Origin of the sequence: Streptomyces lavendulae subsp. lavendulae (assembly GCF_002803845.1) — a bacterium.
In the GTDB taxonomy this organism is placed as follows: domain Bacteria; phylum Actinomycetota; class Actinomycetes; order Streptomycetales; family Streptomycetaceae; genus Streptomyces; species Streptomyces lavendulae.
This window is the reverse complement of record NZ_CP024985.1, coordinates 6,220,535-6,234,805: the sequence shown is the minus strand read 5'-3', so window position 1 is coordinate 6,234,805 and position 14,271 is coordinate 6,220,535. Positions and strand designations below refer to the sequence as shown.

The 14,271-nt window shown below is 70.5% G+C and carries 11 protein-coding genes; all 11 read right to left on the bottom strand.

What is annotated here, in order from left to right:
- Positions 1–32: 32 nt before the first annotated feature.
- The 11 genes from pgi to uvrC all read right to left on the bottom strand — a co-directional run bounded on the left by pgi (position 33) and on the right by uvrC (position 14,222).
- Positions 33–1,685, bottom strand: a complete 1,653-nt coding sequence (pgi, locus tag SLAV_RS27810; protein ID WP_030237178.1) for a glucose-6-phosphate isomerase — start codon at positions 1,683–1,685, stop codon at positions 33–35.
- Positions 1,686–1,850: 165 nt separating this feature from the next.
- Positions 1,851–2,186, bottom strand: a complete 336-nt coding sequence (locus SLAV_RS27805; protein ID WP_078950560.1) for an RNA polymerase-binding protein RbpA — start codon at positions 2,184–2,186, stop codon at positions 1,851–1,853.
- 179 nt (positions 2,187–2,365) lie between these two features.
- Entirely contained in the window at positions 2,366–2,596 is a 231-nt protein-coding gene (secG, locus tag SLAV_RS27800) for a preprotein translocase subunit SecG (RefSeq protein ID WP_030237183.1), read from the bottom strand.
- 151 nt (positions 2,597–2,747) lie between these two features.
- Positions 2,748–3,536: a triose-phosphate isomerase gene (tpiA, locus tag SLAV_RS27795; protein WP_030237186.1), complete on the bottom strand. Its 789-nt coding sequence runs from the start codon at positions 3,534–3,536 to the stop codon at positions 2,748–2,750.
- 6 nt (positions 3,537–3,542) lie between these two features.
- The gene (locus SLAV_RS27790; RefSeq protein WP_030237189.1) at positions 3,543–4,754 is read right to left on the bottom strand and encodes a phosphoglycerate kinase; all 1,212 of its coding nucleotides are present in this window, start codon (positions 4,752–4,754) and stop codon (positions 3,543–3,545) included.
- Positions 4,755–4,887: 133 nt separating this feature from the next.
- Positions 4,888–5,892, bottom strand: coding sequence for a type I glyceraldehyde-3-phosphate dehydrogenase (gap, locus tag SLAV_RS27785; protein ID WP_030237192.1), 1,005 nt, complete (start codon positions 5,890–5,892; stop codon positions 4,888–4,890).
- A gap of 209 nt (positions 5,893–6,101) precedes the next feature.
- Positions 6,102–9,062 (bottom strand): M14 family metallopeptidase, encoded by a 2,961-nt coding sequence (locus SLAV_RS27780; protein ID WP_030237194.1) that lies wholly within the window; start codon positions 9,060–9,062, stop codon positions 6,102–6,104.
- A 144-nt stretch (positions 9,063–9,206) separates the two neighbouring features.
- Entirely contained in the window at positions 9,207–10,202 is a 996-nt protein-coding gene (gene whiA / locus SLAV_RS27775; RefSeq protein WP_030237199.1) for a DNA-binding protein WhiA, read from the bottom strand.
- Positions 10,193–11,272, bottom strand: a complete 1,080-nt coding sequence (locus tag SLAV_RS27770) for a gluconeogenesis factor YvcK family protein (protein ID WP_030237201.1) — start codon at positions 11,270–11,272, stop codon at positions 10,193–10,195. Before SLAV_RS27770 ends, whiA begins: the two co-directional genes overlap by 10 nt.
- The gene (gene rapZ / locus SLAV_RS27765; RefSeq protein ID WP_030237204.1) at positions 11,269–12,216 is read right to left on the bottom strand and encodes an RNase adapter RapZ; all 948 of its coding nucleotides are present in this window, start codon (positions 12,214–12,216) and stop codon (positions 11,269–11,271) included. Before rapZ ends, SLAV_RS27770 begins: the two co-directional genes overlap by 4 nt.
- A complete protein-coding gene (uvrC, locus tag SLAV_RS27760; protein WP_030237207.1) occupies positions 12,213–14,222 on the bottom strand; it encodes an excinuclease ABC subunit UvrC in 2,010 nt (669 codons plus the stop codon). Before uvrC ends, rapZ begins: the two co-directional genes overlap by 4 nt.
- Positions 14,223–14,271 lie beyond the last annotated feature (49 nt).

The following is a 14,271-nucleotide window of genomic DNA, read 5'->3' as shown; positions in this document are numbered from 1 at the left end:
GCGGGGCGCTTCCACGTTCACGCCGGGAGGGCTCAGCGGCCGCGCAGTTCCCGGTAACGGGCCACGAGCGCCCGCGTCGAGGGGTCGAGACCCGCCACGTCGGCCCCCTCCACCAGGGCGGGCTCCAGCCGCTTGGCGAGGACCTTGCCGAGCTCGACGCCCCACTGGTCGAAGGAGTCGATGTTCCACACGGCCCCCTGGACGAACACCTTGTGCTCGTAGAGGGCGATGAGCTGCCCCAGCACCGACGGGGTCAGCTCAGGGGCGAGGATCGTGGTCGTCGGGTGGTTGCCCCGGAAGGTCTTGTGCGGGACGAGCTCCTCGGCGACGCCCTCCGCGCGCACCTCCTGCGGCGTCTTGCCGAAGGCCAGGGCCTGCGTCTGGGCGAAGAAGTTGGCCATCAGCAGGTCGTGCTGGGCCACGAGGCCGGGGAGGAGGTCGTCCACCGGGCGGGCGAAGCCGATGAAGTCGGCCGGGATCAGCTTCGTGCCCTGGTGGATCAACTGGTAGTACGCGTGCTGCCCGTTGGTGCCGGGGGTGCCCCACACGACCGGGCCGGTCTGCCAGTCGACCGGATCGCCGTTGCGGTCGACCGACTTGCCGTTGGACTCCATGTCGAGCTGCTGGAGGTAGGCCGTGAACCGGGACAGGTAGTGGCTGTACGGCAGGACCGCGTGGGACTGCGCATCGTGGAAGTTGCCGTACCAGATCCCCAACAGCCCCATCAGCAGGGGCGCGTTCTCCTCCGGCGGGGCCGTGCGGAAGTGCTCGTCCATCAGGTGGAAGCCGTCCAGCAGCTGCCGGAAGCGGTCCGGGCCGATGGCGATCATCAGGGAGAGCCCGATGGCCGAGTCGAAGGAGTAACGGCCGCCGACCCAGTCCCAGAAGCCGAACATGTTGGCCGTGTCGATGCCGAACCCGGCGACCTTCTCCTCGTTGGTCGACAGCGCCACGAAGTGCCGGGCGACGGCCTCTTCACCGGCCCCCAGCTGGGTGAGCAGCCAGTTCCGCGCCGAGGTGGCGTTGGTGATGGTCTCGATGGTGGTGAAGGTCTTCGAGGCGATGATGAAGAGCGTCTCGGCCGCGTCCAGGTCGCGCACGGCCTCGTGCAGGTCCGCACCGTCGACGTTGGAGACGAAACGGACCGTCAGGCCGCGGTCGCTGAAGGCCCGCAGGGCCTCGTACGCCATCGCCGGGCCGAGGTCGGAGCCGCCGATGCCGATGTTGACGACGTTCCTGATGCGCTTTCCGGTGTGGCCCGTCCACTCCCCCGACCGGACCCGGTCGGAGAAGGCGGCCATCTTGCGCAGGACCGCGTGCACCTCCGGGACGACGTCCTCGCCGTCGACCTTCACGACGACGTTCTCCGGGGCGCGCAGCGCGGTGTGCAGGACCGCCCGGTCCTCGGTGATGTTGATCTTCTCGCCGCGGAACATGGCGTCACGCAGTGCGGCGACGCCGGTCGCCGCGGCCAGTTCGTGCAGCAGCGCGAGGGTCTCGTCGGTGACGAGGTGCTTCGCGTAGTCGATGTGCAGGTCCCCGGCCGCCAGGGTGTACTTGGTGCCGCGCTCCGGGTCCGCCTCGAACAGCTCCCGCAGATGCGTCTGCCCCAGCTCTTCACGGTGCTTGCCGAGCGCGTTCCACTGCGGCGTCCGGTCGAGCCTCGTACGGCTGTCTGCGTTCATCTCGGACATCAACCCACTTCTTCCGTCCTGTTGTGCCCCGCCGCCTCCAAACCTAAGGGATCCGAGGGGGGACAACGGACAAAAAGGGGCCCGGCCCGCGGGATTCGCTCTCCCACGGGCCGGGCCCCGAGTCACTCTCAAGGGTGGTGCCGGTGTCGCCGGTCCTCAGATCTCGCCGCGGAGCTTGGCGAGGGCCTCGGCGAGGATGGCCTCGCCGTCGGCGTCGGTGCGGCGTTCCCGTACGTACGCGAGGTGCGTCTTGTACGGCTCGGTGCGCGGCGGCGCGGGCGGGTTGTCCCGGTCCTGGCCGGCCGGGAACCCGCAGCGCGGGCAGTCCCAGGTGTCCGGCACGGTCGCGTCGCTGGCGAAGCTCGGCTGCGTCTCGTGCCCGTTCGAGCACCAGAAGGAGATGCGCAGGCGGGGCGCGGATTCACCGCGCTCGGCCTCGCCCATCGGCCCGGCTCCGACCCGACTTCCACGAATCGCGTTGCCACTTGCCACGGTCGTAACTCCCTGCGTGATGGTGCCGCGGAGCGAGAGGGGATGTCCGCTGCGGGCGCCCCAGTCTACGGAAGGCCCAACGCGCGTCCAGCAACCGGAGTTACTCGCTCCAGCCGTGGACGCAGGACCTCATGATAGGCGGGGCGGAGCCGACGGGACCGGCACAATGACCAGAACGGTCAGCTGCTCGACTTCGTGAGCAGGCCGAGCGCCACGATGCAGGCGAACCACAGGAGCCCGATCACGACGGTGATGCGGTCGAGGTTGCGCTCTGCCACGGAGGAACCGCCGACCGAGGACTGCATGCCGCCGCCGAACATGTCGGACAGACCGCCGCCCTTGCCCTTGTGCATCAGCACGAGCAGCATCAGCAGGGCGCTGAAGACGACCAGGGCGATCGAGAACCCCATAATCACGGCTGATTCCTACTTTCTGGGCATTCTGGGCTTTCAGGTTTTACCGGGCCTGCGACGCCCGCGGGGGCCAGCGGCTGCCGATCGCAGCCCCCTGGCCCCCGCAAGGGTACGACGGATCCGCCCTACCGCATACTCACCGGTCGCTTCACTGGTCGCGGAAGCGGACGATCTTGACGAACTCGTCCACGTCCAGCGCCGCGCCGCCGATCAGGGCGCCGTCGACGTCGGGCTGCGCCATGATCGCGGCGATGTTGCCGGACTTCACGGAGCCGCCGTACTGGATGCGGACCTTGTCGGCCAGCTCCTGGGAGTACAGCTCGGCGAGGCGGCCGCGGATCGCACCGCAGACCTCCTGGGCGTCCTCGGGGGTGGCGACCTCGCCGGTCCCGATGGCCCAGACGGGCTCGTACGCGATCACGATGGACTCGGCCTGCTCGGCCGGGACGTCCTTGAGGCCGCCGTCGACCTGGGCCAGCGTGTGCGCGACCTGGCCGCCGGCCTTGCGGACGTCCAGGCCCTCGCCGACGCACAGGATCGGGGTGATCCCGTGCCTGTAGGCGGCCTTGACCTTGGCGTTGCAGACCTCGTCGCTCTCGCCGTGGTACTGGCGGCGCTCGCTGTGGCCGACGGCCACGAAGGTGCAGCCGAGCTTGGAGAGCATCGGGCCGGAGATCTCGCCGGTGTAGGCGCCGGAGTCGTGCGCCGAGATGTCCTGGGCGCCGTACTTGATCTTCAGCTTGTCGGCGTCGACCAGCGTCTGGACCGAGCGCAGGTCGACGAAGGGCGGGAGCACCGCCACGTCGACGGCGTCGTAGTCCTTGTCCGCCAGGGAGAAGGCGATCTTCTGGGTGTGGGCGATGGCCTCAAGGTGGTTGAGGTTCATCTTCCAGTTGCCCGCCATCAGCGGGGTGCGGCCGTTGGCAGCAGCAGTCATAGGGGTTCAGCCCTCCAGGGCGGCGAGGCCGGGGAGCGTCTTGCCTTCGAGGTATTCGAGGCTGGCGCCACCACCGGTGGAAATGTGACCGAAAGCGTTCTCGTCGAAGCCGAGCGTGCGCACGGCCGCGGCGGAGTCGCCACCGCCGACCACGGTGAACGCGTCGCTGTCGACGAGGGCCTGCGCGACGGCGCGGGTGCCTCCGGCGTAGTCGGGGTGCTCGAAGACGCCCACGGGACCGTTCCAGAACACGGTCTCGGCGTCGGCGATCTTCGACGCGTAGAGCTCACGCGTCTTGGGGCCGATGTCGAGGCCCTCCTTGTCGGCGGGGATCTTGTCCGCGTCGACGGTCTCGAAGTCGGCCGGGGCCTTGGTCTTCAGGTCGGGGAAGTCCGCGGAGACGAGGACGTCGACCGGCAGGACCAGCTCGACACCGCTCTTCGCGGCGCGCTCCATGTACTCCTTGACGACGTCCACCTGGTCCTTCTGGAGCAGGGAGATGCCGACCTCGTGGCCCTTGGCGTAGAGGAAGGTGTACGCCATGCCGCCGCCGATGAGGATGCGGTCGGCCTTGCCGAGCAGCTGGTCGATGACGGCCAGCTTGTCGGAGACCTTGGCGCCGCCGAGGACGACCACGTAGGGGCGCTTGACCTCGTCGGTGAGCTTCTTCAGCACGCCGACCTCGGTGGCGATCAGGTAGCCGGCGGCGTGCGGCAGGCGCGCGGGCAGGTCGAAGACCGAGGCGTGCTTGCGGTGGACGGCGCCGAAGCCGTCGCCGACGTAGACGTCGGCGAGCTCGGCGAGCCGGTCCGCGAAGGCGCCGCGCTCGGCGTCGTCCTTGGCGGTCTCGCCGGCGTTGAAGCGCAGGTTCTCGATGACCGCGACCTTGCCGTCGGCGAGGGCGGCGACGGTCTCCTTGGCGGAGGCGCCGACCGTGTCCGTGGCGAACGCGACGTCCGTGCCCAGCAGTTCACCGAGCCGCTTGGCGGCCGGGGCCAGCGAGAAGGCCGGGTCCGGGGCGCCCTTGGGGCGGCCCAGGTGCGAGGCCACGATCACGCGGGCGCCGGCCTCGGCGAGCTTCGCGATCGTCGGCTGGACGGCCCGGATGCGGCCGTCGTCCGTGATCTCACCGTTCGCCAGCGGCACGTTGAGGTCGGCGCGGACGAAGACCCGCTTGCCGGTCACGCCCTCGGCGAGCAGTTCGTCGATCGTCTTCATGTGTTTCCTACTCCTTAGGAGACCTTCACCCGGAGGGCGAGGACGGGAGGGCCAGGCAAGCCACAGGGCCCGAACGGCGCTTCATCGCGCCGAGCGGACCCTGTGCTGACATGGTGGTGCCTTGCCCTACGTTTTAGAGCTGACCGCCGACGAAGACGGTGAGGTCGACGAGTCGGTTGGAGTAGCCCCACTCGTTGTCGTACCAGCCGATGACCTTGACGCTCTTGCCCTGGACCATGGTCAGGGAGGAGTCGAAGGTGCAGGAGGCCGGCCAGTTCACGATGTCGGAGGAGACGATCGCGTCCTCGGTGTAGTCCAGGATGCCCTTCAGCTGGCCCTCGGCGGCCTTCTGGAAGGCGGTGTTGACCTCGTCCTTGGTCACCTCGCGCTCCAGCTCGATGACCAGGTCGGTCACGGAACCGGTGGGGACCGGGACGCGCATCGCGATGCCGTCGAGCTTGCCCGCCAGCTCCGGGATGACCAGGGCGGTGGCCTTGGCGGCACCGGTGGTGGTCGGGATGATGTTCTCGGCGGCGGCACGGGCGCGGCGCAGGTCCGAGTGCGGGAAGTCCAGGATGCGCTGGTCGTTCGTGTAGGCGTGGACCGTGGTCATCATGCCCTTGACGATGCCGAAGTTCTCCAGGAGGACCTTGGCCATCGGCGCCACGCAGTTGGTGGTGCAGGAGGCGTTGGAGATGACGTGGTGGTTGGCCGCGTCGTACTTGTCCTGGTTGACGCCCATCACGATGGTGATGTCCTCGTCCTTGGCCGGAGCCGAGATGAGGACCTTCTTCGCGCCGGCGGCGAGGTGCTTGGAGGCGTCGGCCTTCTTCGTGAAGATGCCGGTCGACTCGATGACGATGTCGGCACCCAGCTCGCCCCAGGGCAGGTTCGCGGGGTCGCGCTCGGCGAAGGTCTTGAAGGTGTTGCCGCCCACCGTGATGGTGTCGGCGGTGTGGGAGACCTCGGCCTTGAGGCGGCCCAGGATGGTGTCGTACTTGAGCAGGTGCACCAGGGTGGCGTTGTCAGTCAGGTCGTTGACACCGACGATCTCGATGTCCGCTCCCTGCTCCAGGAGCGCCCGGAAGTAGTTGCGGCCAATGCGGCCAAAACCATTGATGCCTACGCGGATCGTCACGAACCGATCTCCTCGTTGGTACGCCGGCCTGTCCGCCGGCGAGCTGTATGGGATGTCCCCGACCGCTTACGACCCTACCTCTCCGTGAGCTTGGGAGTGACATCGACGGGAGCCGGACACGCCCCGAGGCCCTGTACCAGACGCCCTGGCACGGGACCTCGGGGACCTCGGACCCCGTCACGCAGGGTGATCGGGGGTGGGACCGCAGGTCAGTGGTTCAGCGAGCGAAGTGCCTTGCCCAGGAGTACGGCACGGTCCGCCGCGGCCGGCAGGTGTTCCAGGCCGAAGCCGAGGAGCATCGTGTTACGCGTAGTGACCGCTGCGTAGGACTTGAACAGTTCGCCCGACCTGGACCAATCGCCCGGAACATCGGGACTTCCGGCAGGTGCGCCCTGTGCGGTCCACGCGCCGAGCGAGCTCTCGAAGCCCTCGACGGCCTGGTCGGCCCCGCCCACGGAGACGCGGGCCTCGTCCGCGAAGACGCCGCGGCCGCCCGAACCGGGGTCGGTGACGTAGGAGAGCGAGACCTCCACGGTCTTGCCCGCGTAGGCGCTCAGGTCGAAGGAGACCTGCTTCCAGCCGCCCGAGGATCCGGTGAAGCTGTTCCACGCCCCGCTGGTGCCGCTCGGTGAGCAACCGCCGGCGTCCAGCGTGAGGTAGTGGCGCAGGAAGGGGTGGTCGTTGACGAAGAATCCGGCCTCGCACTCCGCCGGGACTGTGGTGGAGCTCAGCCCGCCCGAGTCCGGGAGTGTGGTCCAGTCCTCGCCCCCGGCGGTACGGGCCTCCAGGACGGCGTGGTCGTAGCCCTCCTCGGTGTTCCAGTTGAGGGCCATCTTCAGCTGCGGCCGGTCGGCGGCGGTGACCTTGGTGAGGTCGACGGTCCGCGTGAGGCGCTTCCAGTCGTCGTCCTCGTGGGTGGCCGCGGCCATCCCGGTGCCCGCGTAGGGGGCGTACGGGTTCACGACCCCGGCGTACTGGCCCGCCTGCGCGCTCTTGAACTGCGGGAACTGCGCCGCCGGGAGGCTGTCGGAGGTGACGGTGTAGGCGCCGGGGGCGTCGAGCGGGTTGCCCGCCGCGCCGGCGAGGGAACCCTTGGCTCCGGCGAGGGAGCCCGCGCCGGTGAAGCCGGTGGGGCCGCTGACGCCCGCCCGCCCGTAGGCGCCGAGGTAGTACTGGCTGAAGTCGTCCGTCAGGGCGCGGCCGACCTGGGCGCGGCCGCCCGCCAGTTCACCGGCCTCGATCAGCTTGCCGCCCTCGTTGAGGAAGTCGCGCACGGCCAGCTGCGTCTCGCCGCCGGGCGCCTTGGCGCCGGTGTAGTGGACGGCGGTGGAGAAGTGCGAGAGCACCCCGAGGTGATGGGGGACGCCCTGGGTGGCCACGTCCCAGACGGCGGCCGACTTCCCGTTGGCGCGCAGCGCGTCCACGTAGGTCTGGGCCTGCGTGGCCTTGGCGCCCTCCTCCGCGATCACCAGGACGTCCGCGCGGGGCCGCTCGGCCACGGTGTACGTGAAGTGCTCGCTGGAGACCTGCTTGTCGGCGCGGTCGCGGCCGGTGAACCACACCTCGACCTTGTCGCCGGGCTTGGCACCGTCCACCTTGGCCCGGTACTCGTCGAACCAGTTGTTGTCCTCGCCGCCGTAGACGTCACCGCCCTTCCAGGCCTTGAGTCCGTCGTCGTGCGTGCGGCCGCCGTTGATCCGGAACTTGAGCTGCTTGTCCTTCAGTGCCTTGCGGGCGGTGACCGCGACCGTCTGGTCCTCGCCGCGCGCCACGTAGGAGGTGGTGAAGGCGTCCGGGGTGAAGTCGGCGGCGCTCAGGCCCACGGAGGAGGAGGGCTGGTCCGGGTGCGCGGCGCTCTCGCCCACGGACAGCGCGAAGGGGACGTTCTTGGCGAACTCCTGCTGGATGAGCTTCTCGTCGTCCGGGAAGTTGAAGCCGGAGGCGCAGTCCTCGGGCTTCCACCGGTCGTTCGGGTCGATCGCCGAGGCCGTCTGGCAGGTGGTCATCTCCGGCGTGAACATCATGACGCCGTTGGCGTTGGCCGCGTGGCCGTCCGCCTCGCCGTTGGTCGTGTACAGCTCGGAGGAGAGCTGCGGGTAGTAGCCGGGGACGGCGGGCTTCTCGGGGGTGCCGGCGAGCGCCTTGTAGGCGACGTCGTCGGGGGTCGGGGTGGCGACCTGCCAGCCCACTCCGTAGAGCAGCAGCTCGGAGGCCGAGTGGTAGTTGATCGCGTACCGGAAGCCGATGCGCTTCTCGAAGGCGTCCAGGGCCCTGGTCTCGGGCTCGGAGGAGGCGCTCGGGCCGCGGTAGGTCTCGCTGGAGAGGCTCGGGGAGGAACCCTCGTTGTCGTAGCCCCACTTGTAGGCGAAGTTCCGGTTGAGGTCGACGCCGTCCACGGCGGTGATCTTGCCGTCGCCGTTGTTGTCGTGGAGGTTCTTGCGCCACAGCCGGGCGCTGTCGGCGGTGAAGGTGTAGTCGTAGCCGTCGGGGTTGGCGGAGAGCAGGAACCACAGCTCGGTGGAGTCCACGAGCTTGGTGATCCGCGGGTCCTTGCCGTAGTTGTCCAGGGTGTGGTGCATCAGACGCCGGGTCATCTCGGGGGTGATCCACTCACGGGCGTGCTGGTTGGACATGTAGAGCACGGACGGCTTGTCCCCGTCCTTGCCCTTCTTCGCGTCCTTGCTGACCTTGAGCGCGAGGATGTCCTTGCCCTGGACGGTCTTGCCGATGGAGACGACCTTGGTGAGCCCGGGGTTCTGCTGCGCGGTCCGCAGGATCTCCTCCTGGAGGCCGCCCTTGCCGCTGTACGGACGGAAGACGCCGTCCCCGGCGGCCTTGGTGCGGGCCAGCCCCTGGGCGGAGACCTTGCGCTCGGCGAGCTTGACGCCCTGGGCGGCGAGGCCCTTGGCCTGGTCCCCCGTGAGGAAGAGCTCGACCTTGGCGGTCCCGGTCTGCGGGGCGCGTTCGGCGAGCTCGTGGGCGTCCTGGCCCGCGGCCAGGACGAGCGGGACCTGTTCCTTGCTGATGTCGGCGTCGTAGACCCGCACCTCGTCGGCGCCGGATGCGGCGGCGGACGCGGGCTGGGCCTGGGCCGCCACGGGTAGCGCGGCGAGTGTGGTTCCGAAGACGAGTGCGCTTGCGGCGAGGATCGATCTCGCGCGTTGCCTCATGTGCCCCCCTGGGCGTCGTCTGCCACGAAAGCGTGCGGACGCCAGGCTCACGACCGGCCCGTGCTCATGTCAATGGGGCGTACCGAGAAGGGGCCCGCACGAGTGATCGTGCGGACCCCTGCGGACCACGTGCGGACGTACGGGTCAGCCGGCCATGTTGTCGGCCAGCTCCTCGCTGAGGTCCAGGTTGGACTCGGTGCCCGGGATGCCCAGGTCCTGCGCCCGCTTGTCGGCCATGGCGAGCAGGCGGCGGATCCGGCCGGCGACGGCGTCCTTGGTCAGCGGCGGGTCGGCGAGCGCGCCCAGCTCCTCCAGGGAGGCCTGCTTGTGCTCCATGCGCAGCCGGCCGGCCGCGGCGAGGTGCTCGGGGACCTCCTCGCCGAGGATCTCCAGCGCGCGCTGCACCCGGGCTCCGGCGGCCACCGCGGCCCGCGCCGAGCGGCGCAGGTTGGCGTCGTCGAAGTTGGCGAGGCGGTTGGCGGTGGCGCGCACCTCGCGCCGCATCCGCCGCTCCTCCCAGGCGAGCACCGACTCGTGGGCGCCGAGCCGGGTCAGCAGGGCGCCGATCGCGTCGCCGTCGCGGACGACGACCCGGTCCACCCCGCGCACCTCGCGCGCCTTGGCGGCGATGGAGAGCCTGCGGGCGGCACCCACCAGGGCCAGGGCTGCCTCGGGGCCGGGGCAGGTGACCTCCAGGGAGGAGGACCGGCCCGGCTCGGTGAGGGAGCCGTGGGCCAGGAAGGCACCGCGCCAGGCCGCCTCCGCGTCGCAGGTGGCCCCGGAGACCACCTGCGGGGGAAGACCCCGGATCGGGCGGCCGCGGCCGTCCACGAGGCCCGTCTGGCGCGCCAGCTGGTCCCCGCCCGCGACGACCCTGACGACGAAGCGGCTGCCCCGGCGCAGTCCGCCCGGGGCCATCACCACCAGGTCGGAGGAGTGGCCGAAGATCTCCAGGATGTCCTTGCGGAGCCTGCGGGCGGCGATGCCCGTGTCCAGCTCGGCCTCGATGACGATGCGGCCGCTCACCAGGTGCAGCCCGCCGGCGAACCGAAGGATCGCCGAGACCTCCGCCTTCCTGCAGCAGGTCCGGGTGACGGGGAGGCGGGAGATCTCATCCTTCACCGCGGGCGTCATCGCCATGGGCCGATCCTTCCATGCATCCGAAAAATACGGTCGTACGCGGCGGCCAGCAGCTCCGGATCGTGCTTCGGAGAGCCGTCCTGCCTGGCCACGGGGGCCAGCTCGACCGCGGCACCGAACCGTTTCGCGGCATCGGCGAGGGACTCGCGGTCGGGCACGGCGGCCTCGTCGGCCAGCACCACGTCCAGGGCGAGTTTAGGGGCGTGTCGGGCCAAAACCTCCAAATGACGCTGCGGAGAGAAGCCCTCTGTTTCGCCGGGCTGCGGCGCGAGGTTCAGCGAGAGGACCCGCCGGGCCTTCGTCGCCATCAGCGCGTCGAGCAGTTCCGGCACCAGCAGGTGCGGGATGACCGAGGAGAACCAGGACCCCGGCCCGAGCACCACCCAGTCGGCGTCGAGCACGGCGGCGACGGCCTCCGGCACGGCCGGCGGGTCGCGGGGCACCACCTGGACGGACAGCACCTCGCCGGGGGTGAGGGCCACGGTGGCCTGTCCCCGTACGGTGTCCACGTCGTCCGGGCGGGCCGGGTCGTGACCCTTGACCAGCGCCTGGAGTTCCAGCGGCACCGCCGACATCGGCAGCACCCGGCCCTGCGCGCCCAGCAGCTTCCCGACCAGGTCGAGCGCCTGGACCGGGTCGCCGAGCTGCTCCCACAGGGCGACGATCAGCAGGTTGCCGACCGCGTGCTCGTGCAGGTCGCCGGCCGACTGGAACCGGTGCTGGATCACGCGCGCCCAGGTCTGGCCCCAGTCGTCGTCCCCGCACAGCGCGGCCAGCGCCTTGCGCAGGTCGCCCGGGGGCAGCACGCCCAGCTCCTCCCGGAGCCGGCCGCTGGAGCCGCCGTCGTCGGCGACGGTGACCACGGCCGTGAGCTCGCCGTCACCGGTGATCCGGCGCAGGGCCGCGAGGGAGGCCGACAGGCCCATGCCGCCGCCGAGGGCGACGACCTTGGGCGCGGCGACCTTGGCCGCGGCCGCGCCGCGGCGGCCGGGGCGCGCCGCCGCGCCGTCCTCGCCCCGTCCCGGGGCGAGGCGGCGCAGGCGGCGCAGGCGCAGGGTCCGTCCGGTCACTCGCGCCCCATGTCCCGGTGGACTACGACGGTCTCGACTCCCTCGGAGGCGAGGCGGGCGGCGAGCTTCTCGGACATGGCCACGCTGCGGTGCTTGCCGCCGGTGCAGCCGACCGCGATGGTCACGTACCGCTTGCCCTCGCGGCGGTAGCCGGTGGCGATGAGCTGGAGCAGCTCGGTGTAGCGGTCGAGGAACTCCTTGGCCCCGGGCTGGCTGAAGACGTAGCCCGAGACCTCCTCGTTGAGCCCGGTGAAGGGGCGCAGCTCCGGGACCCAGTGCGGGTTGGGGATGAAGCGGCAGTCGACGACGAGGTCGGCGTCGACGGGGAGGCCGTACTTGTAGCCGAAGGACATGACGGTGGCCCGCAGCTCGGGCTCCTCGTCGCCCGCGAACTGGGCGTCCATCTTCGCGCGCAGCTCGTGCACGTTCAGGCTGGAGGTGTCGATGACCAGGTCGGCGTCCCCGCGCAGCTCGCGCAGCAGGTCGCGCTCGGCGGCGATGCCGTCGACGATGCGGCCGTCGCCCTGGAGGGGGTGCGGCCGGCGGACCGACTCGAAGCGGCGCACCAGCGCGTCGTCGGAGGACTCCAGGAAGACGATGCGCCGGGTGACCCCGCGGGCCTCCAGGTCGGAGAGGGACTCGCGCAGGGCGTCGAAGAACTGGCGGCCGCGGACGTCGACGACGACGGCGATCCGCGCCACGTTGCCCTGGGAGCGGGCGCCGAGCTCCACCATGGTGGGGATCAGCGCGGGCGGAAGGTTGTCGACGACGAACCAGCCGAGGTCCTCCAGACACTTGGCCGCGGTGCTGCGGCCGGCCCCGGACATCCCGGAGATGATCACCAGTTCGGGGATGGCCGCCTCGGCGTTGTCGCCGGGCTCCACTGTCGTGCCCGTACTCACCTGTGCTCCGTCTCGGTCGTGCGTGGTCTCGTGCTCGGTCATAGCTCGGTCCCCCGTTCGGACGCTGCTCCCGCGGGTGCGGGTGTCTCGTCCTCCATGATCTCTCCTGTCGCCGTGTTGACGGCAGGACCGGCCGGGGGAGCCTGGGCGAGGGCCGCGGCCACGGTCTCGGCCGTCTTGCGGCCTATGCCCGGGACCTCGCAGATCTGGTCGATTGTCGCCTGTCTCAGCTTCTTCACCGAACCGAAGTGCTTGACCAGGGCCTGCTTGCGGCTCTCGCCGAGGCCCGGCACCTCGTCCAGGGGGCCCGATTTCAGGCGCTTGCCGCGCTTGTTGCGCTGGTACTGGATGGCGAAGCGGTGGGCTTCGTCACGGACCCGCTGGAGCAGGTAGAGGCCCTCGCTGGTGCGGGGCAGCACGACGGGGTCGTCCTCGCCGGGCAGCCAGACCTCCTCCAGCCGCTTGGCCAGGCCGCACACCGCCACGTCGTCGATGCCGAGCTCCTCCAGGGCCCGCTTGGCGGCCGCCACCTGGGGCTGCCCGCCGTCGACGACGACCAGCTGGGGCGGGTACGCGAAGCGGCGGGGCCGCCCGTCGTCCTCGGTGACCGGGTCCTCGCCGTCCTCGGGGGACCACTCCCCCGTCTTCAGCTTCTCCTGGAGGTAGCGGCGGAAGCGCCGGGAGACCACCTCGTGCATGGAGCGGACGTCGTCCTGTCCTTCGAAGGACTTGATCTGGAAGCGCCGGTACTCGCTCTTGCGGGCGAGACCGTCCTCGAACACGACCATCGAGGCCACCACGTCGTCGCCCTGGAGGTGGGAGATGTCGAAGCACTCGATGCGCAGCGGGGCGCCGTCCAGCTCCAGGGCCTCGGCGATCTCCTCCAGGGCGCGGGAGCGGGTGGTGAGGTCGCTGGCGCGCTTGGTCTTGTGCAGGGCGAGGGACTGCTGCGCGTTGCGGTGGACGGTCTCCATGAGGGCCTTCTTGTCCCCGCGCTGCGGGACGCGCAGGCTGACGTTCGAGCCGCGCCGCCCGGCCAGCCACTGGCCGAGGGCCCCGGTGTCCTCCGGGAGCACCGGGACCAGCACCTCCTTGGGGACGGCCTCGCCCTTCTCCTCCCCGTACAGCTGCTGCAGGGCGTGCTCGACGAGCCCCGCGGTGTCCACGGCCTCGACCTTGTCGGTGACCCAGCCGCGCTGGCCGCGGACCCGGCCGCCGCGGACGTGGAAGATCTGCACGGCGGCTTCGAGCTCGTCCTCGGCGACCGCGATCAGGTCGGCGTCGGTGGCGTCGGCGAGGACGACGGCGTTCTTCTCCATGGCCCGGCGCAGGGCCCCGATGTCGTCGCGCAGCCGGGCGGCCTTCTCGTACTCCATCTCCTCGGCGGCCTCGTGCATCTGCTGTTCGAGGCGGGTGAGGTAGGTGCCGGTGCGGCCGGCCATGAAGTCGCAGAAGTCCTCGGCCAGTTCCCGGTGTTCCTCGGGGGTGACCCGGCCGACGCAGGGGGCGGAGCACTTGCCGATGTAGCCCAGCAGGCAGGGCCGGCCGATCTGGGCGGAGCGCTTGAAGACGCCTGCGGAGCAGGTGCGGACCGGGAAGACGCGGAGCATCAGGTCGACGGTCTCGCGGATCGCCCAGGCGTGCCCGTACGGGCCGAAGTAGCGCACGCCCTTCTTCTTGGGGCCGCGCATGACCTGTACGCGGGGGTACTGCTCGTTCATGGTGACGGCGAGGGAGGGGTAGCTCTTGTCGTCCCGGTACTTGACGTTGAACCGCGGGTCGAACTCCTTGATCCAGGAGTATTCGAGCTGGAGCGCCTCGACCTCGGTGGAGACCACCGTCCACTCGACGGAGGCGGCCGTGGTGACCATGGTGGCGGTACGGGGGTGCAGGTTCGCGATGTCCTGGAAGTAGCTGGCCAGGCGCTGGCGCAGGCTCTTGGCCTTCCCGACGTAGATCACCCGGCGGTGCTCGTCGCGGAATCTGTAGACCCCCGGGGAGTCGGGGATCTGCCCGGGCTCGGGACGGTAGCTGGAAGGGTCGGCCATGCCGCCCACCCTACTGGCGCGGGCCGACAACGAACCGTACGGCGCCCCT